The organism is Streptomyces sp. AK010, from assembly GCF_014207295.1.
In the GTDB taxonomy this organism is placed as follows: Bacteria; Actinomycetota; Actinomycetes; order Streptomycetales; family Streptomycetaceae; genus Streptomyces; species Streptomyces massasporeus.
The window spans coordinates 360275-384894 of the sequence record NZ_JACHCX010000004.1 but is presented as its reverse complement, the minus strand read 5'-3'; the positions used below and the strand labels follow the sequence as shown (position 1 = coordinate 384894).

Sequence of the window (24620 nt, the reverse complement as noted above, 5' to 3'; positions counted from 1 at the left end):
CCCGGCGGGCTCCGGCACGGGGACGGCTGCCCTGCCCGGGGTGTCCGGTGCAGGCGCTGCTGCCCTGCCCGGGGCCTCCGGCGCAGGTGAGGCCACCCCGCCGCGCCCCTCGGGCACCGGCACCGCTGCTCGGCCGGTCGACCCCCACGCCCCCGCCGGGCCCCGCACCGGCGCACAGGTCGTACGAGAAGGCAGGCGCACTTCCCCAGCCAGGAGGTGTACGGCGCCCGGGGCCGTCCGGAGCTGCGCCTGATCACCTGCGGCGGCAGCCACGACCGCAGGAAGGGCTACTCCGGGAACGTGGTCGTCTTCGCCCACCTCACCGGCATCCGCTGACCCGGACCGCTCCCGGCCGGCGGCCTGACCGGACCGTCGGCCTTCTCACCAGATGGACCGAAGCCCCCGATCGTGTCCGGTCTCTTCCCCAGGCCGCGCACAATCCGTTAACTTCCGTGACCCACAGCCCCGTACGGCCCGCACGGGGCTTCCGACCGCGGAGCACCAGCGCCCTGATGACCCCTCGGGGGCACCTCATGACACGCGCCATCTCCCTGCACGACGTGAGCAAGTCCTACACGCGGGGCGCCCGCGTGGTGGACCGGCTGTCGCTGGACATCACACCCGGCGAGTTCCTCGTGCTGCTCGGCCCGTCCGGCTGCGGCAAGTCCACCGTGCTCAGAATGATCGCCGGGCTGGAGGAGATCGACGAGGGCCGACTGCTGCTCGACGGCGAGTACGCCAACGACCTGCCGCCGTCCGGCCGGGACATGGCGATGGTCTTCCAGAACTTCGCCCTGTACCCGAACATGACCAGCCGCGCGAACATCGGGTTCCCGCTGCGCATCGAGGATCCGGGCGCGGACCCCCGCCCGCGTGTCGACGCCACCGCCCGCATGCTGGGCATCGAGGACCTCCTCGACCGGCTGCCCGGCCAGCTCTCCGGCGGCGAACGCCAGCGGGTCGCCATGGGCCGGGCCATCGCCCGCCACCCCTCCGCGTTCCTGATGGACGAGCCGCTGTCCAACCTCGACGCCAAGCTCCGCACCCATCTGCGGGCCGAGATCTCCCGGCTCACCCAGGAGCTGGGCGTCACCACGATCTACGTCACCCACGACCAGGCCGAGGCCATGTCGCTCGGCGACCGCGTCGCCGTACTGCGCGGCGGTGTGCTCCAGCAGGTCGACAGCCCCCGCGTGGTCTACGCGCTGCCCAGCAACGTCTTCGTCGCCGCGTTCATCGGCACCCCCCGCATCAACCTGCTGCGCGGCCTGGTGCGTGCCCCGCTCGACGGGGCGATGACCATCAGCCTGGGCAAGCAGTTCCTGCGCCTGCCCGAGCCGCTCTCCCTGGACCACCAACTGCTGCGCGTCCAGCAGGGCCGCGAGGTCATCGTCGGGCTGCGCTCCGAGGCCGTCCGGATCGCCAAGCACAGCGCGGCCCGCCCCGGCGAGGTGCCGATCACCGGCCTGGTCGAGCACGTGGAGTTCCAGGGGCACGAGATCCTCGTCCACTTCGCCACCGGCTCCAGCCCCGCCGTCGTCCCCGAACTGGAGGCCCCGCGCCCCCGCCCCGGACGACCCGCCCGGCGGCGCCGCCGCGACGGCTCGGTCCTCACGCGGCTCCGGGAGCGGTCCGGGGCCGGGCGGGCCGGGCCCGTGATCGCCCTGGACCGCCCGGAGGCCGCCGCCGTCCCCGCGACCGCCGAAGCGCGCCTGCCCGGCGATCTCATCGTCCGCACCACCCCGGACCTGGCCCTCCGTCACGGCATGCAGGTACCGCTCCTCGTGGACCTCGCCCACCTCTTCGTCTTCGACCAGCACGGCGACCGGATCTGCCCGCACCCGGATCGTCTGCCCGACCTGGGGGAGTGAGGAGCGGCACATCCGGCCGCGGCCGTCCGCGTGCTGTGATGAGCAGGGGTGTCTGGCGCCAGAAAACTATCGTCGCTAGTTTATGTGTCGGACGACGACGCCCCGCCCCGGAGGATGCGCGATGAAGGCACATGACGGCATGTACATCGACGGCGCCTGGCGCCCCGCCGCCGGCCAGGACGTGATCGAGGTCGTGAACCCGGTCGACGAGCAGGTCATCGGCACGGTCCCGGCGGGCACCGCCGAGGACGTCGACGCCGCCGTACGGGCCGCCCGCGCCGCCCTGACGGGCTGGGCCGCGACCCCGCCCGCCCAGCGCGCGGCGCGCCTGGCCGCCCTGCGGGACGTGCTCGTGACCCGCGCGGACGAGATCGCCGAGACCGTCACGGCCGAGCTCGGCTCGCCGCTGAAGTTCTCGCAGGCCGTCCACGCGGGCGTGCCGATCGCGGTGGCGGGCTCCTACGCCGAGCTCGCGGCGACGTACGCCTTCGAGGAGAAGACCGGCAACTCGGTCGTGTACCACGAGCCGGTCGGTGTCGTGGCCGCGATCACGCCCTGGAACTACCCGCTGCACCAGATCGTCGCCAAGGTCGCCCCGGCCCTCGCGGCCGGCTGCACGGTCGTGGTGAAGCCCGCCGAGGACACCCCCCTGGTCGCCCGGCTGTTCGCCGACGCCGTGCACGAGGCCGGGCTCCCGGCGGGCGTCTTCAACCTGGTCACCGGCCTCGGCCCGGTCGCGGGACAGGCCCTCGCCGAGCACCCCGGCGTCGACCTGGTCTCCTTCACCGGCTCCACCGCCGTCGGACGGCAGATCGCCGCGATCGCCGCCGGACAGATCAAGAAGGTCGCCCTCGAACTGGGCGGCAAGTCCGCCAACGTCATCCTCCCGAGCGCCGACCTGGCCAAGGCGGTCAACGTCGGGGTCGCCAACGTCATGTCCAACTCCGGGCAGACGTGCAGCGCCTGGACGCGGATGCTGGTCCACCGCGACCGGTACGACGAGGCCGTCGAGCTCGCCGCTGCCGCCGCCGCCAAGTACGGCGACCGGATCGGCCCGGTCGTCAACGCCAAGCAGCAGAACCGGGTGCGCGGCTACATCGAGAAGGGTGTCACGGAGGGCGCCCGCCTGGTCGCCGGCGGCCCCGAAGCCCCGCGCGAGCAGGGCTGGTTCGTCGCCCCGACCGTCTTCGCGGACGTCACCGAGGACATGACCATCGCCCAGGAGGAGATCTTCGGCCCGGTCCTGTCGATCCTGAAGTACGAGGACGAGGAGGACGCCCTGCGCATCGCCAACGGCACGGTGTACGGCCTGGCCGGCGCCGTCTGGGCCGGTGACGAGGCGGAGGCGGTGGCGTTCGCGCGCCGGATGGAGACCGGCCAGGTCGACATCAACGGCGGCCGCTTCAACCCCCTCGCGCCCTTCGGCGGCTACAAGCAGTCCGGCGTGGGCCGCGAACTCGGCGTGCACGGCCTGGCCGAGTACCTCCAGACCAAGTCCCTCCAGTTCTAGTCAGGGAGTCCCTTCCGTCATGGCTGTCCGCGCCGCCGTCCTGCCCGCCATCGGCTCCCCGCTGGAGATCACCGGCATCGACCTGCCCGACCCCGGACCCGGCCAGGTCCGCGTCCGGCTCGCCGCCGCCGGGGTCTGCCACTCCGACCTGTCCCTGTCCGACGGCACCATGCGCGTGCCCGTCCCCGCCGTCCTCGGCCACGAAGGCGCCGGCACGGTCGTCGCCGTCGGCGAGGGCGTCGGCCACGTCTCGCCCGGCGATGGGGTCGTCCTCAACTGGGCCCCGTCCTGCGGCGCCTGCCACGCCTGCTCGCTCGGAGAGGTGTGGCTGTGCGCCAACGCCCTCAGCGGCGCCGCCGACGTCTACGCCCGCACCACCGAGGGCACCGACCTCCACCCCGGCCTGAACGTCGCCGCGTTCGCCGAGGAGACGGTCGTCTCCGCGTCCTGCGCCCTGCCGGTCCCGGACGGCGTCCCGCTGACCGACGCGGCCCTCCTCGGCTGCGCCGTCCTCACCGGTTACGGCGCCGTCCACCACTCGGCCCGGGTCCGGGCCGGCGAGACGGTCGCGGTGTTCGGCGTCGGGGGAGTGGGTCTCGCCACCCTCCAGGCCGCCCGGATCGCGGGTGCCTCGAAGATCGTCGCGGTGGACGTGTCCGCCGAGAAGGAGGAGCTGGCCCGGGCGGCCGGCGCCACCGACTACGTCGTCGCCTCCGACACCACCGCCCGCGAGATCCGCGGCCTCACCGGCAAGCAGGGCGTCGACGTCGCCGTGGAGTGCGCCGGACGCGCGGTCAGCATCCGCGCGGCCTGGGACTCGACCCGCCGCGGCGGCCGCACCACGGTCGTCGGCATCGGCGGCAAGGACCAGCAGGTCACCTTCAACGCCCTGGAGATCTTCCACTGGGGCCGCACCCTCTCCGGCTGCGTCTACGGCAACTCCGACCCGGCTCAGGACCTCCCTGTCCTGGCCGAGCACATCCGGGCGGGCCGCCTCGACCTGAGCGCGCTGGTGACCGAGCGCATCTCCCTGGACGGCATTCCGGCGGCCTTCGAGAACATGCTCGCGGGCAAGGGCGGCCGGGCCCTGGTCGTCTTCTAGTGCCGCGGCAGGCAACGTTTGCCCGTCAAGGAGCGGCGTCCGGTGCGTGCTCTCGGCGTGCCGGGTGCATGCCCTCGTACTGGATGTACTTGGGTTTGTGCCCGGTGCGGCGAGAGTGCGTGCCGGGCGTCGCGACGGGGCGAACGTTGCCTGCCGCGGCACTAGTCCCGGCTCCGGCGTACCCCGGCCTCCTCGCGAGGCCGGGGTCTTCGGCATGTCCGGGCCCGCGGTCGATGCCGAGTACAGGCAAAACTCCTGGTGTGCGACCCGTTGACGGGCATACCGTCCGGTCAGTACGTTCCCCGGAACTCGAGCCACCCCCCGTTCCGTCCCCCGCACCCCCCGGAGCGTGCACCGCATGGACACGGCACCTTCCGCTCAGCCCGTCACGACCACGCCCGCCGTCGGCAACCGCCGCCGGGTGGCCACCGCGGCGGCGCTCGCCTCGGCCGTCGAGTGGTACGACTACTTCGTCTTCGGCATCGCCGCCGCCCTCGTGCTCGGCGACCTCTACTTCCCCGCCGGCAGCGCCACGGCAGGCGTCCTCGCCTCGTTCGCGACCTTCGCCGTCGGCTTCCTCGCCCGCCCCGTCGGCGGCATCGTCGCCGGCCACCTCGGCGACAAGCGCGGCCGCAAGCCGATGCTCGTCCTCGCGCTCACCCTCATGGGCGTGTCCACCACGGCCATCGGCCTGCTGCCGACCTACGACACGATCGGCGTGGCCGCCCCGATCCTGCTCGTCCTGCTCCGGGTCGCGCAGGGCGTCGCCGTCGGCGCGCAGTGGGGCGGCGCGATGCTGCTGGCCACCGAGTACGCCCCGGAGGGCAAACGCGGTGTCTACGGCAGTGTCGTCCAGCTCGGCGTCCCCATCGGCGTGGTCACCGCCAACACCGTCTTCCTGCTGGCCGGAGCCCTCACCACCGACTCGGCGTTCGCGGCCTGGGGCTGGCGCGTGCCGTTCCTGGTCGGGCTGCTGGTCCTCGCCCTCGCCTGGTACATCCACACGCGCGTCGAGGAGACCCCGGCGTTCCGCGAGGCCGAGCGGGCGCTCGCCGAGCAGGAGGAGGCCGAGCAGAGCTCGCCGCTGCGCACGATCCTGCGCGGCCACCTCGGCACCGTGTTCCTGGCCGGCGGCTCCTTCGCGGTGAACACCGCCACCTTCTACATCCTCATCACCGGCGTCCTCGACTACACGACCCGCGAGCTGGACATGAAGAAGAGCGCGGTGCTCACCGTCTCGCTCTGCGTCAGCCTCACCCAGCTCGTACTGATCCCGGCAGCCGCGGCGCTCTCCGACCGCGTCGGCCGCATCCGGATCTACGCCCTCGGCGCGGCCGGCATCGCCCTGTGGGCCGTACCGCTCTTCCTGCTGATCGACACGGGTTCCCTGCTGTGGCTCGCGGTCGGCACGTTCGTCGCCAGCTGCTTCCTGAGCATCATGTACGGCCCCCAGGCCGCCCTGTTCGCCGAGCTGTTCACGCCCGAGATGCGCTACACCGGCGCCTCCCTCGGCTATCAGATCGCGGCCGTGGCGGGCGGCGGGCTCGCCCCCTTCATGATGGTGCTGCTGCTGGAGGCGACGGGCACGTCGATGGCGGTGTCCGGGTACATCGTCGCGCTCTCGGTGATCGCCCTGGTGTCGATCAAGATCCTCGCGGACCGGGCGCGCGCGGCGGAGGCGTCGACGGACGCCGAGTCGGGGTCGGACGCCGGGACGGAGACGAGCGCCGAGACGGAGATGAAGTCGGAGCCGGAGGTGAAGGCCGAGACGGAGACGAAGGCCGAGTCAGCGGGCTGAGTCCTCGGCCTCCTTGGCCTCCTCGGCCCTCTCGGCCTCCTCGGGCCGTGGCTCCGGAACCGCTCCCGGAGCCACGGCCCGCGCCGCCGCCCGCGACCTCGACCGGGACACCGCCACACCGGCCAGGCACAGCACACCGCCCACCAGCGTGAGCACCCCCGGCACCTCGCCGAGGAAAAGCCACGACATCAGGACGACCAGCGCGGGCGCCGCGTACGTCGTCGCGCCCATCTTGCTCGCGGTCGTGCGGGACAGGGCGTACGCCCACGTCGTGAAGGCCAGCGCGGTCGGGAAGACGCCCAGGTAGACCATGTTGAGCGTCGCCGAGGCGGGCGCCGACGCGGCCTCCTGGAACGAGCTGCCCCGTGAACGGCAGGCACAGCACCGCGCCGACCAGGCAGCCGAACGTCGTCACCTGCAGCGGGCTCGCCGTGCCCAGCGCCGGCTTCTGCGCCACGACACCACCGGCGTACGCGATCGCCGCCAGCTGCCCCCAGCATGGAACACGGACGGTTCGGCCACCGCCGAAGTGTCCAGGGCGTGGCCTACGCCGTGCGCCGCACCTGCTCGTACTGCTGCGCCAGCCCGTCCAGCAGGGCCGTCAGCCCGGTCTCGAAGGCGCGCTCGTCGATCTTCTCCTGCTGCTCGGCGAGGAGATGGGCCTGCTGGAGATGGGGGTAGTCGGCGGGGTCGTAGGCGCTCGCGTCGTCCACGAAACCCCCGGCGAAGGATCCGAGCGCGGAGCCCATCACGAAGTACCGCATCAGCGCGCCGATGGACGTGGCCTGCGCCGGCGGCCAGCCCGCGGCGACCATCGCGCCGTAGACGGCGTCCGCGAGGCGCAGCCCGGCCGGGCGGCGGCCGGGGCCGCGGGCCAGCACCGGCACGATGTTCGGGTGGTCGCGCAGGGCGGCCCGGTAGGAGACGGCCCAGTCGTGCAGCGCGGTCCGCCAGTCCCGGCCGTCCTGGAACATCGACAGGTCCACCTGGCCGCTCACGGAGTCGGCGACCGCCTCCAGGATCTCGTCCTTGGTGCGGAAGTGGTTGTACAGCGAGGGCCCGCTGACGCCCAGTTCGGCGGCGAGCCGCCGCGTGGAGACGGCGGCCAGACCCTCCGCGTCCACGAGCGCGCGGGCCGTCTCGACGATCCGGTCGGTGCTGAGCAAGGGCTTGCGCGGTCGGGCCATGGCGCACATAGTAGGGCTGCACAGCAAAACTAGCAGTGCTAATTTAAATGTACGGCTTTCAATGGGGTGACCTGTGGTGAATCTGGAGCTCAGCGAGGAGCAGAGCGCGGTCCGGCAGCTCGCGCGGGACTTCGTGGAGCGCGAGATCACCCCGCACGTCGTCGCGTGGGACCGTGCCGAGGAGGTCGACCGGGCGATCGTGAAGAAGCTCGGCGAGGTGGGCTTCCTGGGCCTGACGATCGACGAGGAGTACGGCGGCTCCGGCGGCGACCACCTCGCGTACTGCCTGGTCACGGAGGAGCTGGGCCGGGGCGACTCGTCGGTGCGCGGCGTCGTCTCGGTCTCCCTCGGGCTGGTCGCCAAGACCGTCGCCGCCCATGGCAGCGAGGAGCAGAAGCGCCGCTGGCTGCCCGGCCTGACGTCCGGCGCGTCGGTCGGCTGCTTCGGCCTGACCGAGCCGGGCACGGGCTCGGACGCGGGCAGTCTCGCGACCCGGGCGGTACGGGACGGCGACGACTACGTCCTGAGCGGCACCAAGACGTTCATCACCAACGGCACCTGGGCCGACGTCGTCCTGCTCTTCGCCCGCTCCACGGAGGCCCCCGGCCACAAGGGCGTCTCCGCCTTCCTCGTCCCCACCGACACGCCCGGCCTGACCCGCCGCACCATCCACGGCAAGCTCGGGCTGCGCGGCCAGGCCACCGCCGAACTCGTTTTTCAGGACGTGCGCGTACCGGCCTCCGCCCTGCTGGGGGAGGAGGGCAAGGGCTTCTCGATCGCCATGTCGGCCCTCGCCAAGGGCCGGATGTCGGTCGCGGCGGGCTGCGTGGGCATAGCCCAGGCCGCCCTGGACGTGGCCGTGCGGTACGCGGGGGAGCGCGAGCAGTTCGGCAGGACCATCGCCCACCACCAGCTCGTCCAGGAGCTGCTCGCCGACATCGCCCTCGACGTCGACGCCGCCCGCCTGCTCACCTGGCGGGTCGCCGACCTGATCGACCGGGGGCGGTCGTTCGCCGTGGAGTCGTCCAAGGCCAAGCTGTTCGCCTCGGAGGCCGCCGTCCGCGCCGCGAACAACGCGCTCCAGGTCTTCGGCGGCTACGGCTACATCGACGAGTATCCGGCGGGCAAGCTGCTGCGGGACGCCCGCGTGATGACCCTCTACGAGGGCACGAGCCAGATCCAGAAGCTGGTCATCGGGCGGGCGCTGACGGGGGTCTCGGCGTTCTGAGTACGCGCCTGAGTATTTCGGCGGATGTGGCGCGGGCCACGTCCGCCGATGCTTTCCCCCATGAGTGACACACCGGGCAAGCAGCAGAACACGGCCGCCTTCTACGGCCAGGCCGTCGCCTCCTTCGCCGTCGCCATGGCGGCCACCGCCATCGGCATCTACCAGCTGAGCGCCGACGCCTGGGTGCGGGCCTTCCTCGCCATCGCCGTCCTGTACCTGGTCACCTCGGCCTTCACCCTGTCCAAGGTGATCCGGGACCGGCAGGAGAGCGCAGGGGCGGCCCCCTCGTACGCCCCCTACGAGAAGCGCTGAGCGGCCGCACTAAGCGCTCGCTCACCGTCGGCGGTATGGTGTTGCTCCTGCCAGTGGAGAGGGGCGAGCGATGAGTACGGCGGAGGAGACGGCCGGCGGCGAGGCGCAGGCGTGGGGCGAGGTCACGCCCGACGCGGCGCGGCGGCTGCTGGTCGCCGCGGTGGAGGCCTTCGCCGAGCGTGGCTACCACGCCACGACGACCCGCGACATCGCGGGCCGCGCCGGGATGAGCCCGGCGGCGCTCTACATCCACTACAAGACCAAGGAAGATCTGCTGCACCGCATCAGCAGGATCGGGCACGAGAAGGCCCTGGAGATCCTGCGGACGGCGTCCCGGCGCGAGGGCAGCCCCACCGAGCGGCTCGCCGACGCGGTGAGCTCCTTCGTGCGCTGGCACGCGGGCGGGCGCACCACCGCGCGGGTCGTGCAGTACGAACTCGAGTCGCTCGGGCCCGACGCCCGCGCCGAGATCCTCGCGCTCCGTCGCCAGGTCGACGGCGAGGTACGCGGGATCATCGAGGAGGGCACGCGCTCGGGCGAGTTCGAGGTCATCGACGTGCACGGCACGACGCTGGCCGTGCTGTCCCTCTGCATCGACGTGGCGCGGTGGTTCAACGTCGACGGGCCCCGGACGCCGGAGCAGGTCGGCGAGTTGTACGCCGACCTCGTGCTGCGGATGGTCGGGGCCCGGGGTGCGACGGCCTGAGGTCCGGGAGCCCGGGTCTCAGAGGTAGTAGCGCGCCACGGACTCGGCGACACAGACCGGCTTGTCGCCGCCCTCGCGCTCGACGCTGAAGGCGACGGCCACCTGGACGCCGCCCGGCACCTCGTCGACGGCGCTGATCGTCGCCGTGGCCCGCAGCCGGGAGTCGACGGGGACGGGGGCGGGGAAACGCACCTTGTTCGTGCCGTAGTTGACGCCCATCTTCACGCCCTCGACCGCGATCAGCTGCGGCCCGAAGAGGGGCAGCAGCGACAGGGTCAGATAGCCGTGCGCGATGGTGGTGCCGAAGGGGCCGGCGGCGGCCTTCTCCGGGTCGACGTGGATCCACTGGTGGTCGCCGGTGGCCTCCGCGAAGAGGTCGATCCGCTTCTGGTCGATGTCGAGCCAGTCGGTGTACCCCAGGTGGTCGCCCACCGCCGACTTCAGGTCGTCGACGGACGTGAAGATCCTCGGCTCTGCCATGTCTTCCAGGCCTCTCGTGTACAGGGGGTCTGCGCGCTCAATCTCTAAGCGACTGCTTAGCATGGTCGGCCGTGGGGGCTGTGTCAACGGACTGGGTAGGGTTCGAGGGGTGCCCCAGATTCCAGAGAAGATCCATGAGCTCACGGTCGGCCAGCTCGCGGCGCGCAGCGGCGCCGCCGTCTCGGCCCTGCACTTCTATGAGTCCAAGGGCCTGATCGCCAGTCGCCGGACCTCGGGCAACCAGCGCCGGTACGCGCGTGACACGCTCCGCCGGGTCGCCTTCATCCGGGCCGCGCAACGGGTCGGCATCCCGCTGGCGACGATCCGCGAAGCGCTCGCGGAACTCCCCGAGGAGCGCACGCCCACCCGGGAGGACTGGGCGCACCTCTCCGAAGTCTGGCGGACCGAACTGGAAGAGCGCATCAATCAGCTGAACCGGCTGCGGGATCACCTCGCCGACTGCATCGGCTGCGGCTGCCTCTCCCTCGAATCCTGCGTCCTGTCCAACCCCGACGACGCCTTCGGTGAACGCCTCACGGGTTCCCGCCTGATGGTCGACCGGGGCGGTCGCGGGTAACGCCCGCCCGGCTCGCCCCGTACTCCGCCAGCCCGGCCGCGACCAGTTCGGCGTTCGACCCCGCCCGCTGCCCGTCCGGCCGGACCAGGACGTCCTCCAGCCCGATCCGCGTGGCCAGGCCCAGCCGGCCGGCGAGCCGCAGCACCGGCCAGGCGCCCCCGTCCTCGCCGTGCAGCAGCACCGGGCGTCCGTGCGCGGTCCCGATGCCGGACAGCAGCGCCCGCGCGGAGGAAGCGGCGGCCGACGGGTCCGTGTCCGTCACCTCTGCCAGGACCCTCACAACCTTCGGCCCGAGCGGTGAGACCGCGAACCGCTCGGCCCCGTCCGTGCCCGACCAGATGCCGGCCTCCACGCCCACCCCGAGCTCCATGAGCAGCGCGGCCGTCTCCTCCGCCCCCGGCTCGTGCCAGTTGACCGAGGCGTGGTCGGGCAGCACGGTCCAGTCGCGGATCCGCTCCAGCCGGGCGGTGGGGCCGGGCTCCGCCCACGCGCCCGTGGTCACGCCCACCGGCACCGCTACCCGCGCCCGGATCGCCGACAGCACCGGCGCGAGCACCCGCGGCGACAACGTGTCCCGCCCGCAGGGCGTTTTGGGATGGACATGGATGTCCGTCGCCCCGGCGGCGACGGCCTCGGCGGCCGAGTCGGCGATCGACTCGGGTGTCAGCGGCACGGCCACACCGTCAGCGGCCGTCCGCGAACCGTTCAGGCACACCTGCATCATGCCGTCGATGGTGCCAGTCGCCACCGACAGTGGGGGTGCGGCATCCCCGGCGCACCCCCCCGCACCCGCTTCCGTCAAGCCGACACCAACAGCCTCGTCCGCCGGGCGTACGCCAGGGACTCGGGCGTGAGCACGGGGCGCGGCACCAGGATTCCGCAGTCCGTGCAGACCGGACCGGACGAGGGTTCGTGGTCCAGGTCGTACCTCCACACCAGCTGCTGCCCGTCGCACACCGGGCAGTACGAGCCCGGCTCGCGCTCCAGCGCTGCGATCAGCCGGCGCAGCACCTCGGCCAGCGGTTCACGGGGATGGACCGCCGGATCGTCGCACCACGCCACACCGAAGCCGCCCCAGGTCAGCCGGTGCCAGTCGTCCACACTGCCCGGCCTGCGCAGCCCGTCGTGCTTCTCCTTCTTGCGGCGCTCGGCGAACTCGACCTCGTAGGCCAGCCAGACCGCCCGCGCCTCCTCCAGTTCGTCCAGTGCGGCCACGAGCCGCACCGGATCGGGGGAGCGGTCCTCGGGACCGAACCCCGCCCGGGAGCAGAGGTGGTCCCAGGTCGCCCTGTGTCCGTAAGGCGCGAACCTCTCAAGGCACTTGCGCAGCGAATAACGCCGCAAGGCCAGATCGCACCGCGGATCGCGGACCTGTCTCGCCAGACTCCGGAAACCCGCCATCGTCCTGCACCTCCGTCACACCTGCACCTGTAATCCGGTCACTTCGGCGTCGTCGTACGGACGTCGCCGAATAGACGTATCGACAAGCGAATCGGCTCCATCCGATTTCAAATGGCCTCCATAAGCGGCCCGAAGAGGCTCGCGAGTCGACTGCCGTGGCCCGTGTGCCTGTTGTGCTGACTTCAAAAAGTGACGCTCGTTCATCTTCAAGCCGGGGGATACCGGCGGTAACATCCGGCCCACCCCCGTCGGGAGGAGCCCCCCATGCCACGGCGTGCCCCACGCACCGTTCTCGACAGAATGAGAACTCCCAGCGGAATCCCCGGGTTCCTGAAGACAGCATCGGTATGCACCCTGATCGCAGGTCTCTTGTCGCCGCTTGCCCCGGCTGCCGCCTCGGAAACAGCTGCGGCACAGGTCACGGCCGCGGCGAACGACCACTGCGGCAACCAGTGTTCGGACATCCTCCCGCCCGGCCAGAACGGCAACGCCACCCTCGCCCAGATCCTCCTCAACCAGGCCTTCGGCATCCAGCCCGAGCACGCCGAGGACCAGCTCGGGCCTTACGCCAACCTGGCCAAGGGCCACCCCGGCCTCACCAGCGACAAGATCAACGACTTCTTCAACGACGCGTCCTTCGGGGTGCCCGCCGACCAGGTCGCCTCCAGCGTCAAACCCGCCGGCCGCGGTGACGTGACGATCGTCCGGGACAAGAAGACCGGTGTGCCGCACATCACCGGTACCACCAGATACGGCACGGAGTTCGGCGCCGGCTATGCGGCGGCCCAGGACCGGCTGTGGCTGATGGACGTCTTCCGGCACGTGGGGCGCGGTCAGCTGACCTCCTTCGCGGGCGGTGCGCCCTCCAACCAGGGCCTCGAACAGCAGTTCTGGCGGCACGCCCCGTACAGCGAGGCCGATCTGCAGGCGCAGATCGACAACGCCGTGGCCACCAACGGCGAACGCGGACAGCAGGCCCTCGCCGACGCCAGGGCCTACCTCGACGGCATCAACTCCTACATCGACGCCTCCGACAGCGGGCGCACCTTCCCCGGTGAGTACGTACTCACCGGGCACAAGGACTCAGTCACCAACGCCGGAACCATCGAGCACTTCAAGATCACCGACCTGGTCGCGCTGGCCTCCGTCATCGGCGCGCTGTTCGGCTCCGGCGGAGGCGGCGAGGTGAACAACGCCCTCTCGCTCCTGGCCGCCCAGGAGAGGTACGGCGTCACCGAGGGCACCAAGGTCTGGGAGTCCTTCCGGATGCGCAACGACCCGGAGGCCGTCCTCACCCAGCAGGACGGCAGCTTCCCGTACGGCACCAAGCCGGCCGACCCGCAGGGCACGGCGCTGCCCGACGCCGGCTCGGTGGAGCCGGAGCCGCTCGTGTACGACCGCACCGGCAGCGCCGCGACGGCCGCCGCGACCGGCGCGTCCGGTCAAGCGGCGAAAACCGCCACGTCGTCCGCCAAGCGCGGCATGTCCAACGCCCTCGTGGTCAGCGGCGAACACACCGCCAGTGGCCACCCCGTCGCCGTGTTCGGTCCGCAGACCGGCTACTTCGCCCCCCAGCTGCTCCTGCTCCAGGAGATCCAGGGCCCGGGCATCAGCGCCCGCGGCGCCTCCTTCGCGGGCCTGAGCATGTACGTCGAACTCGGCCGTGGCCAGGACTACGCGTGGAGCGCCACGACCTCCGGCCAGGACATCATCGACTCCTTTGCCGTCGAGCTGTGCCAGGACGACTACCACTACCTGTACCGCGGCACCTGCACGCCGATGGAGAAGATCGAGCAGAAGAACGCCTGGAAGCCCACGGTCGCCGACGGCACGGCGGCCGGCTCGTACACCATGCGCGTCTGGCGCACGAAGTACGGCCCCGTCGAGTACCGCGCGACGGTCGGCGGCAAGAAGGTCGTCTACACCACCCTGCGCTCGTCCTTCCTGCACGAGGCAGACTCCATCATCGGCTTCCAGATGCTGAACGACCCGGACTACGTCAAGGGCCCGGACACCTTCCAGAAGGCCGTCCAGCACATCAACTACACCTTCAACTGGTTCTACGCCGACTCCGAGCACACCGCGTACTACAACAGCGGCGACAACCCGGTCCGCGCGAGCGGCGTCGACGCCGAGTTCCCGGTGTGGGCGCGGCCGGCCTACGAGTGGCGCGGCTGGAATCCGGCGACCAACACGGCCGACTACACCCCGCCCTCCGCCCACCCCCACTCCACCGACCAGGACTACTACGTCTCCTGGAACAACAAGCAGGCCAGGGACTACACGACCGCGCCCTGGGGCAACGGTTCGGTGCACCGCGGCAACCTCCTCGAGGACCGGGTGAAGAAGCTGGTCCGGCAGGGCGGGGTGACCCGGGCCGCCCTGGTGAAGGCCATGGCCGACGCCGCACTGGCGGACCTGCGGGCCGAGGACGTCCTGCCCAGGCTCCTGAAGGTCGTCACCAGCTCGCCCGTCACCGACCCGGCCGCGTCGGCCGCCGTCGGCAAACTCCAGGCCTGGGTCGCCGCCGGCGGCAAGCGCACGGAGACCACCGCCGGCTCGAAGAAGTACGCCGACACCGACGCGATCCGCATCCTGGACGCCTGGTGGCCGCTCCTGGTCAAGGCCGAGTTCGAACCGGGCCTCGGCAGCGACCTCTACACGGCCGTCACTGCCAACCTCCCCGTCGACGAGTCCCCCTCGGCCGCGCACGGCCCGACCGGCTCCCACGCGGGAAGCTCCTTCCAGTACGGCTGGTGGAGCTATGTCGACAAGGACATCCGCACGGTCCTCGGTGAGCAGGTGAAGGGGCCGCTGGCCCGCACGTACTGCGGCGACGGCAACTTCGGCGCCTGCCGGGACACCCTCATCGGCACCCTGAAGCAGGCGGCCGCGAAGACCGCGGCCCAGGTCTACCCCGGCGACGACGTGTGCGCGGCGGGCGACCAGTGGTGCGCCGACTCGATCAACCACCGCACCCTCGGCGGCATCAAGCACGGCAAGATCAGCTGGCAGAACCGGCCGACCTACCAGCAGGTCGTGGAGTTCACCTCACACCGGTGACGACCACGCACCGGTGACGACCGCGCACCGGTGACGACCGCGCACCGGTGACGACCGCGCACCGGTGTCGACCGCGCACCGGTGTCGTCCGCGCACCGGTGTCGTCCGCGCACCGGTGTCGTCCGCGCACCGGTGTCGTCCGCGCACCGGTGTCGTCCGCGCACCGGTGTCGACCGCGCACCGGTGTCGACCGCGCACCGGTGTCGACCGCGCACCGGTGTCGACCGCGCACCGGTGACCACCTCACACCCGGTGACGCGTGAACCGGCGGCGGGTCAGCGCACGCGGCCCGCCGCCAGCACCAGCCGGGCCAGCTCCGCGTGCAGGATGTCGCTGTGCGCACCGGCCGGCGGCCCGCCGCGTCGGACCACCGCGGCCGCGTCGACGTTCACGCACCCCGAGGCGGGCAGTCTCGCCTCCAGGGCCTCGGCGAGGGTGTAGGCACGCGTGCCCGGCACCGCCTGCACCCCGTCGTGGCCCATCGCGCCCCACTTGGCGCCCAGGGCCCGCCTCAGGTCCAGGTCGGTGACCGACCGGCTGTCGCCCGCCATCCGCGAGGCCAGCGGGTACATCGTCCCCAGGGCCGCGTCGTGCCGGGAGTGGCAGCACACCAGGGGCCCGTCGACGCGGTTCTGCTGCCCCTGGAGCACCCCTCCGGCCCGGGCGTCGTGCGGCAGCCGGGCCGCGAACGCGTAGTGCGAGAAGGCCCCTTGGAGCAGCGTCACCGACTTCACCGTGCGCACGCCCTCGGGCAGGCCCCGCAGGGCGAACGACACCAGCCGCGCGCCGAAACTGTGCCCGACCAGGTGCACCCGCACCTTCGGAGCCGCCTTCGCGAGCTGCCCGACGACCCGGCCCAGGCCCCGCTCCCCGACGGTTCCCGCACGCCGCTTCATCGCGTGGTACGTCGCCTGCCGCAGCAGCTCGTGCGCACCGTCCCAGGGGTTGGGGATCCTGAATCCCTCCCGCAAACCGGACGCTTCGAGCTCCGCCAGTGCCCGCGCGAACTCCTCGCAGGCCGCCGCCGACGACCCGGCGAACATCTCCGGCTCACTCTGCGGCACGCCCTCCGCCACCGTGTCCGCCGTGAACAGTGCCTGCGGCCCGGGCGCCACCACCTCCACCAGGGTCCGCACCAGCCGCCCGAACTCCTCCAGTTCGGCCTCCTCCGGCGGCTGCTGCTCCAGCAGCCGGGCGATCTGGCCGACCAGGATCGCCCGGCCCGGAAACGTCTCCAGCAGCGCGTGCCGGGTGTCCTTGTCCAGCACCGGACGCCTCGCCGGCTCGGCCGCCACGGCCCGCGGGAAGTCCGGGATCGGCTCGTCGGAGAACCGCATCGCCGGCCACAGCACCCCGACGTATCCGACCCGGGCCGCCGGGGCCAGCCGCGGCACGGGCGCGAAGAAGCGGTCGTAGAGGCGGTTCGCGCCCGAGCGGTCGGTGTTCCAGCCGTGCGCGAAGACGATCAGATCGCGCACACCCCGCTCGGTCACCCCGGCGAGCAGCCGGTCGCGCCCGCGGCCCCCGGGGTCCCCGTCCGCGTCGAAGGTCAGCTCCCAGTAGGGAGTCACACTCATCGCCGGATCCGGCATGACAGGCCCCCTGGTCCCCGGGTGACGCCACGATGTGGCGTATCGTCCTGCCAACGGGGGAGCTTGGCCATACGTCACGGGCGCATTCGCCTCAGCGGTAGAGCAGGTACGTCCGCCGCGTCCTGCGGAACGCCGCCAGATCCCCCTGCCACCCCGCCACCACATCGTCGGTGTCGGCGCCCGCGTCGATCATCGTCCGCACGCGGGTGGAGCCGGTGAGCTTGTCGATCCAGTTGTCCGGGCGCCAGGCGAAACCGCTCCATACCTGCTTGGCGGTGACGAGCAGGGCGATCCCCGTGCGGACCGGATCGAAGGCGGCCCGGTCGTGCACATGGACCTGTACACCGCCGATCGTCTTCCCCTGGAACTTCGAGAAGGTGGGCGCGAAGTAGGCCTCCCTGAACCGGACCCCGGGCAGGGCGAGTTCGTTCGCCGCGGCCGCCCAGCGCCGGTCGACGCCCTCCGCGCCCAGCAGCTCGAACGGCCGGGTCGTGCCCCGCCCCTCCGACAGGTTCGTGCCCTCGAACAGACACGTCCCCGAGTACACCAGGGCCGTCTCCGGAGTCGGCATGTTCGGGCTCGGCGGCACCCAGGGCAGCCCGGAGGCGTCGTAGAAGTCCGAGCGCCTCCAGCCGGACATCGTCACGGTCTCCAGGGTCACGGCCTCGGTCAGGAACTCCTCGTTGAACAGCCGCGCCAGCTCGGCGACGGTCATCCCGTGTGCCTGGGAGACGGGCTGCCGCCCGACGAACGTGGCGAACTCCTTGTGCAGGACCGGGCCGAGGGCCGCGCGGCCGGTCACCGGGTTCGGCCGGTCCAGCACGACGAACCGCTTGCCGGCGAGCTGGGCGGCCTCCATGCAGTCGTACAGCGTCCAGATGTACGTGTAGAAGCGGGCGCCGACGTCCTGGATGTCGAAGACGACGGTGTCCACACCGGACGCGGTGAAGATGTCCGCGAGCGCCCGGCCGCTCTTGAGGTACGTGTCGTAGACGGGCAGGCCGGTCGCCGGGTCGTCGTGACGGCCCTCGGAGCCGCCGGCCTGGGCGGTGCCACGGAAGCCGTGCTCCGGGCCGAAGACGGCGGTGAGGCCGACGCGGGTGTCGGCGTGCATGACGTCGACGATGTGGCGGGCGTCGCGGGTGATGCCGGTGGGGTTGGTGACGATGCCGACCTTCTGGCCGTCGAGCAGGGAGTAGCCGTCCTGGGCGAGTCGTTCGAAGCCGGTGCGCAGTCGCCTGCGGCGCTGGGCGGCGGACGCGGTGGACGTGGCCGATACGGCTGCCGCCGTGGCGGTGGTGATGACAGCTCGTCTGGAAGGGCGCATAGGGTGACCTCCTTGAGCGGGGACGGCCGGCATGGGCACGGTATGCGCTTCCGCGGGCCGTGGGGAGGCCGCGGGCCGCCTGTGGCCTGTCGCGCCCACGCGGCGGAGCCGCATATGGGTACAGCCCCGCGCTCCTCAAGGGGGGTGTCGACACCCCTTCCGTGGTACATACCGACCGGTTAGTCTGGTGCCATTGCAGAGCCGCGACTGAGGAGACCGATGGTGGGAGCCTTTCAAGAGGCCGGAGTCGTTGTCACGGGGGCCGGCGGCGGGATCGGGGCCGCGCTCGCCCGGCGGTTCGCCGCCGAAGGGGCCCGGGTCGTCGTCAACGACCTCGACGCCGAGCGGGCCAAGCAGGTCGCGGACGGCATCGGCGGCATCGCCGTGCCCGGCGACGCCTCGGCGATCGTCGCCGACGCCCGCGACGCGCTCGGCGGGACCGTCGATGTCTACTGCGCCAACGCCGGTGTCGCCGCCGACGGCATCGCACCCGGGCAGCCGCTGGACGAGAAGGCGTGGGCCCTGTCCTGGGACGTGAACGTCATGGCTCATGTGCGGGCCGCGCAGGAACTGCTGCCCGCCTGGCTGGAGCGCGGCAGCGGCCGGTTCGTCTCCACCGTGTCCGCCGCCGGGCTGCTCACCATGATCGGCGCCGCGCCCTACGCCGTCACCAAGCACGGCGCGCTCGCCTTCGCCGAGTGGCTCTCCCTGACGTACCGGCACCGGGGGGTGAAGGTCCACGCGATCTGCCCGCAGGGCGTCCGCACCGACATGCTCGCCGCCACCGGCAGCGCGGGCGACCTCGTGCTGCAGCCGACCGCGATCGATCCGGAGGCCGTGGCGGACGCGCTGCTCCAGGGCATCGAGGCGGACCGCTTCCTGATCCTGCCGCATCCCGAGGTCGCCGCCTACCACCGGGCCCGGGCCGGTGACCCCGACCGGTGGCTGTCCGGCATGAACCGCATCCAGCAGCAGTGGGAGGAGGCCCGGTGACCGAGTCCCGTTACGCGGCCAAGCCCTGGCTCGGCCTGCTCAGCGACGCCCAGAAGGGCGCGATCAGCCCGGCCGGCTCCCTCGTGCACGCACTGCGCGCCGCGGTGGCCGAGACGCCCGGCGGTGACTTCCTGGCCTACTTCGACGGCCGGCTCACCTACCGGGAGGTCGACGAGCTCAGCGACTCCGTCGCCGGGCACCTCGCCGCCCGCGGTCTCCGGCGCGGCGACCGGGTCGCGGTGCTGCTGCAGAACTCCCCGCACTTCGTGCTCGCCCTGCTGGGCGCGTGGAAGGCGGGCGCGGTCGTCGTGCCCGTCAACCCGATGTACAAGTCGGGCGAGGTGGCCCACGTCCTGGGGGACGGCGAGGTCGCCGCGCTGATCTGCTCGGACCGGGCCTGGGAGTCGTATCTGCGCGAGACGGCGGCCGACTCGCCGGTGCGGATCGTGCTCACCGGGTGCGAGCTGGACTTCCAGAGCCGCGACGACGCGCGCGTGCTGACCTTCGAGCGCCTGCCGCAGGCCCCCGACGCCGACGACCTGGTGACCGTGGCACGGGCCGGGCACAAGGCGCCCGAGGACCGAGATCCCGGCCCCTCCGACATCGCGCTGATCAGCTACACCTCCGGCACGAGCGGCACGCCCAAGGGCGCCACCAACACGCACGGCAACATCATGTACAACGCCGAGCGGCAGCGGACCGGCCTCGGTCTGCCCGAGCGGCCCGTGTACTTCGCGCTGGCGCCGCTGTTCCACATCACCGGCATGGTCTGCCAGTTCGGCGCCTGCCTGAACAGCCGGGGCACGCTCGTGCTGGCCTACCGGTTCGAGTCGGGCGTGGTGCTGGACGCGTTCACCGAGCACCGCCCGCACTACACCGTCGGACCCTCCACGGCGTTCATGGCACTGGCCGCTCACCCCTCCGTCACCCGCGACCACTTCTCCTCCTTCCGGGTGATCTCCTCCGGCGGTGCCCCGCTGCCGCCCGCCCTGGTGGAGAAGTTCCGGGCCGGCTTCGGCCCGTACATTCGCAACGGCTACGGACTGACCGAGTGCACCGCGCCCTGCGCCTCCGTGCCGCCCGGTCTCGAGGCGCCGGTCGACCCGGTGTCCGGGACCCTCGCCGTGGGACTGCCCGGCCCCGACACGGTCGTACGGATCGTCGACGACGCCGGCGAGGAGGTGCCCTTCGGGGAGCAGGGCGAGATCGTCGTCCGGGGCCCGCAGGTCGTGCCCGGCTACTGGCGCCGCTCCGACGCCACCGCCGAGACCTTCCCCGGCGCCGAACTGCGCACCGGCGACATCGGCTTCATGGACGAACAGGGCTGGCTCTACGTCGTCGACCGCAAGAAGGACATGATCAACGCCTCCGGCTTCAAGGTGTGGCCGCGCGAGGTCGAGGACGTTCTCTACACGCACCCGGCGGTGCGCGAGGCCGCCGTCGTCGGCGTGCCCGACGGGTACCGCGGGGAGACCGTCAAGGCGTACATCAGCCTGCGGCCGGACGCCGACACGGACCCGGATGCACTCGCCGCCTACTGCAAGGAGAGACTGGCCGCCTACAAATATCCGCGCCAGGTGGAGATCCTGCCGGACTTGCCGAAGACGGCCAGTGGGAAGATCCTCCGGCGGGAACTGCGTTCCCGTACGCAAGGCAACTGACAGCAGAACGGAAAGGCAGGTGGCGGCAGTGCCCAGGACCACGGACTCGGACGGCACGCCCGTGCCTCAGCGGCTCCTGGCCGCCGCCACCCGGCTCTTCGCCGAGCAGGGCTACGACCGCACCTCGGTGCAGGAGATCGTCGAGGCGGCCGGCGTCACCAAGGGGGCGCTGTACCACTACTTCGGCTCCAAGGACGACCTGCTGCACGAGGTGTACGCGCGCGTGCTGCGCATCCAGCAGGAGCGGCTGGACGCCGTGGCCGGTGCCGACGAGCCGGTGGAGAAGCGGTTGCGGCACGCCGCCGCGGACGTCGTGGTGACGACCATCGAGAACCTCGACGACGCGATGATCTTCTGGCGCTCCATGCACCACCTCAGCCCCGAGAAGGACAAGCAGGTCCGCGCCGAGCGCCGCCGCTACCACGAACGCTTCCGCGCGCTCGTGGAGGAGGGCCAGGAGTCCGGCGTCTTCTCCGAGGCGACCCCGGCGGACCTCGTGGTCGACTACCACTTCGGCTCGGTCCACCACCTGTCGACCTGGTACCGCCCCGACGGGCCCCTCACGCCCCAGCAGGTCGCGGACCACCTGGCCGACCTGCTGCTGCGCGCCCTGCGCCCGTAGCGGCCGTCCCGCCCCGCCTCAGGTGCGGCCGTAGCGGCTCCCGGCGGACGTCCCGGAGTGGCCGTCCCGCCCCGCCTCAGGTGCGGCCGTAGCGGCTCCCGGCGGACGTCCCGGAGCGCTGAGGGCTCGTCAGGTACTCGTAAGTGCCGGTGAGTTCGAGCAGGCGCAGCAGCGCCGGGCCGACGCCCCCCAGGTGGAAGGCGATGCCGTCCCGGCCGGCGGAGCGGTGGATCTCGAGCAGGATCGACAGCCCCATGGAGTCGCGAGCCGGTCCGCCGCCGCGCTGGCGTCGGGCGCCCAGGCGTCGGCGCCCAGCAGGCGGGCGTAGCGGCCGTCGGCACCGAAGGCGAGACCACCGGCCATGACCGGGGTGCCGGCGGCCTGGACGGCGGTGATCGCGCTGTGCGCGAGAGGCAGCCGGGTGGGCAGCGAGCTGGACAGGCACACCGCGTCCGGTCCGGTGCGGTGGATGTGGCTGATCAGATGGGCGGTGGGGACCTGCGCGCCGAGGTAGTCCACCCGCCAGCCGCGCAGCCGCAGCGTCTCGGACACCAGGCGCGCGGGCAGGGCGTGCCACTCCTGGTCCACGCAGGCGACCGTGATCCGGCCCCGGCTGTTCGCCGGACGCCGGGCCGACAGGACGGCGATGACCCGGTCGTTGATGGCGGTGGCGGCGTGCTCGTCGGCCACGCTCATGCGGTTGGCCGCCCATTCGCTCCGTGTCCTTGCTGGCCCGGTAGCCGCCGGCGAACTCCACGCCCTCCGTCTGCCGCAGCGTGGGCGGCAGAAGCTCCCGCATGAGGGTGTCGGAGATCGAGTTCTGTTCCGCGTAGAGGCGGGCGGCCGACATCGCCGCGCCGGCCCGGGCGGCGAAAACCCCGGCCAGCGACTCCTCCGCCTTGCTGAACGCGTCCTGCTGCGCCCGGCGCAGCAGGATCAGCGCCCCGGCCGGAACGCCGAGCCCCGGCAGCGGTGTGATCACCAGCGAGCCGACCTCGCCGAACCCCGCCGGGATCAGCCAGTCCGGCGCCGTCGCGGGGTCTATCCACCGCGAGGGCACCGGCGGGAAGCCCCGCAGCGCCTCGGCGAGTCCCGGCACGGAATATGGCGCCTCGGACACGGTGCTGCGGGTGAGCTCGCCGCGCTGGTCGCAGGCGACCACCGGCAGTGTCCTGGCGACGCTGGGGGCGATGACCAGCGCGGCATCGGCCAGATGCTCGGTGGCCAGGCGGGCCGTGACCTCCATGCACCGTTCCAGGTTCAGCGAGGCCAGCAGAGCGCCGGAGGCCTCGGTGAGGAACCGGGTGCGTGCGCGCTCCGCCTCCAGCTCTCCCACTGCGGAGCGGTAGGCGGTCTCCTCCATCAGCCACCAGACCGTGCGGCCGTCCGCCGCCACGGAGGGATGCGCCGAGAACGACCGGTCGCCCACCGTCCCGCTGAGGGGGACCGGCCGGGCCCGGTCACCGGCGGCGAGCCAGGTGGGGGAGGACAGCGGCCGACCGACGCGTGCCGTGGGCAGCAGAGCGCCGGCCGCAGCGTTGAGCTCCGCGATGTGCCCGTCCGCGTCCAGGACCACCACCGGGCACGGGGCGGAGGCGACGCTCACCGTGCTCACCGCACCGGTGTGGGGTCTGGCCGGGGAAGAAGTCATGTACAGGGCCCCTACGCGTGACCCACACCTCACTTCGCGAAGACTGAATGTTCTCGCAGCACAGTCCCGCAGTCCGGGTGCGTGGTGCAACCACCGGGCTCGCACAGGGCCCGACGAAGGAGGGATCCGCGTCGCATTCGCCCCCTGAACAGGGTCCGTACCCAGACGGCCGGGCACGAGACCGTGCGAAGTTTCACATCCCGTCCACACCCCGGGCGGCCGCATCCGTCCGTTGACGGCGAGGGGCGGCCGGGGCGCCGGGGAGGCCCCCGCCGCCCCGGCCGCCCGCAGCACGTCACACGTAGCGCTTCACTGGCCCGTCACACGTACCGCTTCAATTCCCGCCGCGCCAGCGACCGCTGGTGCACCTCGTCCGGCCCGTCCGCGATCATCAGCGTCCGCGCCCCCGCGTACAGCTCCGCCAGCGGGAAGTCCTGGCTCACCCCACCGGCACCGTGCAGCTGGATCGCCCGGTCGAGGATGTTTACCACCGCCCGCGGCGTGGCGATCTTGATGGACTGGATCTCGGTGTGCGCACCGCGATTGCCCACCGTGTCCATCAGCCAGGCGGTCTTCAGCACCAGCAGCCGCAGCTGCTCCACCGTCACCCGCGCGTCCGCGATCCAGTTGTGGACCACGCCCTGCTGCGCCAGCGCCTTCCCGAACGCCGTCCGTGACACGGCCCGGCGGCACATCAGCTCGATGGCCCGCTCCGCCATGCCGATCAGCCGCATGCAGTGGTGGATCCGCCCCGGCCCGAGCCGCGCCTGCGCGATGGCGAAACCGCCGCCCTCCTCACCGATCAGGTTGGACACCGGCACGCGGGCGTGGTCGAAGATCACCTCGGCGTGACCGCCGTGGTAGTGGTCCTCGTACCCGAACACCCGCATGGCCCGCTTGATGGTGACACCCGGGGTGTCGCGCGGCACCAGCACCATCGACTGCTGGCGGCGGATGTCCTCCCCGTCCGGGTCGGTCTTGCCCATCACGATGAAGATCTTGCAGTCGGGGTGCATCGCCCCGGAGATGTACCACTTGCGGCCGGTGATGACGTACTCGTCGCCGTCCCGCTCGATGTGGGTGGTGATGTTGGTGGCGTCGGAGGAGGCCACGTCCGGCTCGGTCATCGCGAACGCCGAGCGGATCTCGCCGGCCAGCAGCGGCTCCAGCCACTGCTTGCGCTGCTGCTCGTCGCCGAACTGGGTGAGCACCTCCATGTTCCCGGTGTCCGGCGCCGCGCAGTTGGTCACCGTCGGCGCCAGCTGCGGGGAGCGGCCCGTGATCTCGGCGAGCGGCGCGTACTGGAGGTTGGTGAGCCCGGCACCGTACTCGGAGTCCGGCAGGAAGAGGTTCCACAGGCCCTGCCTGCGGGCCTCGGCCTTCAGCTCCTCCACCACGGGCACGGTCTCCCACGGGGAGGCGAGCCGCTCGCGCTGCTCGTCAGCGACCGCCTCGGCGGGATAGACGTACTCGTCCATGAAGGCGAGGAGCTTGCCGCGCAGCTCTTCGGTGCGCGCGTCATAAGCGAAGTCCATGTGG

At 72.1% G+C, this 24620-nt stretch carries 19 protein-coding genes and 2 pseudogenes; 12 read left to right on the top strand and 9 right to left on the bottom strand.

Annotated elements, in window-relative coordinates; genetic code table 11:
* Window positions 1–533 precede the first annotated feature (533 nt).
* From HDC93_RS10575 to HDC93_RS10560, 4 genes are all read left to right on the top strand, one after another.
* Window positions 534–1871 (top strand): ABC transporter ATP-binding protein, encoded by a 1338-nt coding sequence (locus HDC93_RS10575; RefSeq protein ID WP_185009479.1) that lies wholly within the window; start codon window positions 534–536, stop codon window positions 1869–1871.
* A gap of 121 nt (window positions 1872–1992) precedes the next feature.
* Window positions 1993–3381: an aldehyde dehydrogenase family protein gene (locus tag HDC93_RS10570; protein WP_185009477.1), complete on the top strand. Its 1389-nt coding sequence runs from the start codon at window positions 1993–1995 to the stop codon at window positions 3379–3381.
* Window positions 3382–3400: 19 nt separating this feature from the next.
* Entirely contained in the window at window positions 3401–4483 is a 1083-nt protein-coding gene (locus HDC93_RS10565; RefSeq protein ID WP_185009475.1) for a Zn-dependent alcohol dehydrogenase, read from the top strand.
* 358 nt (window positions 4484–4841) lie between these two features.
* Window positions 4842–6281: an MFS transporter gene (locus HDC93_RS10560; protein ID WP_185009473.1), complete on the top strand. Its 1440-nt coding sequence runs from the start codon at window positions 4842–4844 to the stop codon at window positions 6279–6281.
* Here HDC93_RS10560 and HDC93_RS10555 read toward each other — a convergent pair.
* A pseudogene (locus tag HDC93_RS10555) lies at window positions 6270–6768 on the bottom strand (DMT family transporter); the annotation flags it as partial. The gene HDC93_RS10560 and the pseudogene HDC93_RS10555 overlap by 12 nt on opposite strands.
* A 58-nt stretch (window positions 6769–6826) precedes the next feature.
* Window positions 6827–7468, bottom strand: a complete 642-nt coding sequence (locus HDC93_RS10550; protein WP_175431634.1) for a TetR/AcrR family transcriptional regulator — start codon at window positions 7466–7468, stop codon at window positions 6827–6829.
* 76 nt (window positions 7469–7544) lie between these two features.
* Between HDC93_RS10550 and HDC93_RS10545 the strand changes: the two genes are divergently transcribed.
* The 3 genes from HDC93_RS10545 to HDC93_RS10535 all read left to right on the top strand — a co-directional run bounded on the left by HDC93_RS10545 (window position 7545) and on the right by HDC93_RS10535 (window position 9714).
* Window positions 7545–8696, top strand: a complete 1152-nt coding sequence (locus HDC93_RS10545; RefSeq protein WP_185009471.1) for an acyl-CoA dehydrogenase family protein — start codon at window positions 7545–7547, stop codon at window positions 8694–8696.
* A 60-nt stretch (window positions 8697–8756) separates the two neighbouring features.
* The gene (locus HDC93_RS10540) at window positions 8757–9008 is read left to right on the top strand and encodes a YiaA/YiaB family inner membrane protein (RefSeq protein WP_185009469.1); all 252 of its coding nucleotides are present in this window, start codon (window positions 8757–8759) and stop codon (window positions 9006–9008) included.
* 70 nt (window positions 9009–9078) lie between these two features.
* On the top strand, window positions 9079–9714 hold the full coding sequence (locus HDC93_RS10535; protein WP_185009468.1) for a TetR/AcrR family transcriptional regulator: 636 nt from the start codon (window positions 9079–9081) through the stop codon (window positions 9712–9714).
* A gap of 18 nt (window positions 9715–9732) precedes the next feature.
* On the opposite strand, the gene HDC93_RS10530 is transcribed toward HDC93_RS10535, so the two are convergent.
* Window positions 9733–10194 carry a MaoC family dehydratase gene (locus tag HDC93_RS10530; protein ID WP_185009466.1) on the bottom strand — a complete coding sequence of 154 codons (462 nt, stop codon included), beginning with the start codon at window positions 10192–10194 and terminating at the stop codon, window positions 9733–9735.
* A gap of 109 nt (window positions 10195–10303) precedes the next feature.
* Here HDC93_RS10530 and soxR point away from each other — a divergent pair, with 109 nt between their 5' ends.
* Window positions 10304–10771 (top strand): redox-sensitive transcriptional activator SoxR, encoded by a 468-nt coding sequence (gene soxR / locus HDC93_RS10525; protein WP_185009464.1) that lies wholly within the window; start codon window positions 10304–10306, stop codon window positions 10769–10771.
* Here the strand turns inward: soxR and HDC93_RS10520 are convergent.
* Window positions 10728–11495 (bottom strand): 3-keto-5-aminohexanoate cleavage protein, encoded by a 768-nt coding sequence (locus HDC93_RS10520; protein ID WP_185009662.1) that lies wholly within the window; start codon window positions 11493–11495, stop codon window positions 10728–10730. The two genes, soxR and HDC93_RS10520, sit on opposite strands and share 44 nt — an antisense overlap.
* Before the next feature lie 74 nt (window positions 11496–11569).
* A complete protein-coding gene (locus HDC93_RS10515; RefSeq protein WP_185009462.1) occupies window positions 11570–12172 on the bottom strand; it encodes a hypothetical protein in 603 nt (200 codons plus the stop codon).
* A gap of 264 nt (window positions 12173–12436) precedes the next feature.
* On the opposite strand from HDC93_RS10515, the gene HDC93_RS10510 reads away from it, so the two are divergent.
* Window positions 12437–15235 carry a penicillin acylase family protein gene (locus HDC93_RS10510; protein ID WP_185009460.1) on the top strand — a complete coding sequence of 933 codons (2799 nt, stop codon included), beginning with the start codon at window positions 12437–12439 and terminating at the stop codon, window positions 15233–15235.
* Window positions 15236–15510: 275 nt separating this feature from the next.
* Here HDC93_RS10510 and HDC93_RS10505 read toward each other — a convergent pair whose 3' ends face one another.
* Window positions 15511–16827: a serine-threonine protein kinase gene (locus HDC93_RS10505; RefSeq protein ID WP_185009458.1), complete on the bottom strand. Its 1317-nt coding sequence runs from the start codon at window positions 16825–16827 to the stop codon at window positions 15511–15513.
* Between the two features lie 91 nt (window positions 16828–16918).
* A complete protein-coding gene (locus tag HDC93_RS10500) occupies window positions 16919–18154 on the bottom strand; it encodes an exo-beta-N-acetylmuramidase NamZ domain-containing protein (RefSeq protein WP_185009456.1) in 1236 nt (411 codons plus the stop codon).
* 219 nt (window positions 18155–18373) lie between these two features.
* Between HDC93_RS10500 and HDC93_RS10495 the strand changes: the two genes are divergently transcribed.
* Genes HDC93_RS10495 through HDC93_RS10485 form a run of 3 tightly spaced genes read left to right on the top strand, consistent with a single transcriptional unit; the run spans window position 18374 to window position 21430 of the window.
* On the top strand, window positions 18374–19147 hold the full coding sequence (locus HDC93_RS10495; RefSeq protein WP_185009454.1) for an SDR family oxidoreductase: 774 nt from the start codon (window positions 18374–18376) through the stop codon (window positions 19145–19147).
* Window positions 19144–20808, top strand: a complete 1665-nt coding sequence (locus HDC93_RS10490) for an AMP-binding protein (protein ID WP_185009452.1) — start codon at window positions 19144–19146, stop codon at window positions 20806–20808. The genes HDC93_RS10495 and HDC93_RS10490 overlap by 4 nt, the downstream gene beginning before the upstream one ends.
* 28 nt (window positions 20809–20836) lie before the next feature.
* The gene (locus tag HDC93_RS10485; RefSeq protein WP_185009450.1) at window positions 20837–21430 is read left to right on the top strand and encodes a TetR/AcrR family transcriptional regulator; all 594 of its coding nucleotides are present in this window, start codon (window positions 20837–20839) and stop codon (window positions 21428–21430) included.
* Window positions 21431–21691: 261 nt separating this feature from the next.
* Here HDC93_RS10485 and HDC93_RS10480 read toward each other — a convergent pair.
* A pseudogene (locus tag HDC93_RS10480) lies at window positions 21692–22141 on the bottom strand (B12-binding domain-containing protein); the annotation flags it as partial.
* Between the two features lie 1260 nt (window positions 22142–23401).
* Window positions 23402–24616, bottom strand: coding sequence for an acyl-CoA dehydrogenase (locus tag HDC93_RS10475; protein ID WP_185009447.1), 1215 nt, complete (start codon window positions 24614–24616; stop codon window positions 23402–23404).
* Window positions 24617–24620: the final 4 nt, after the last annotated feature.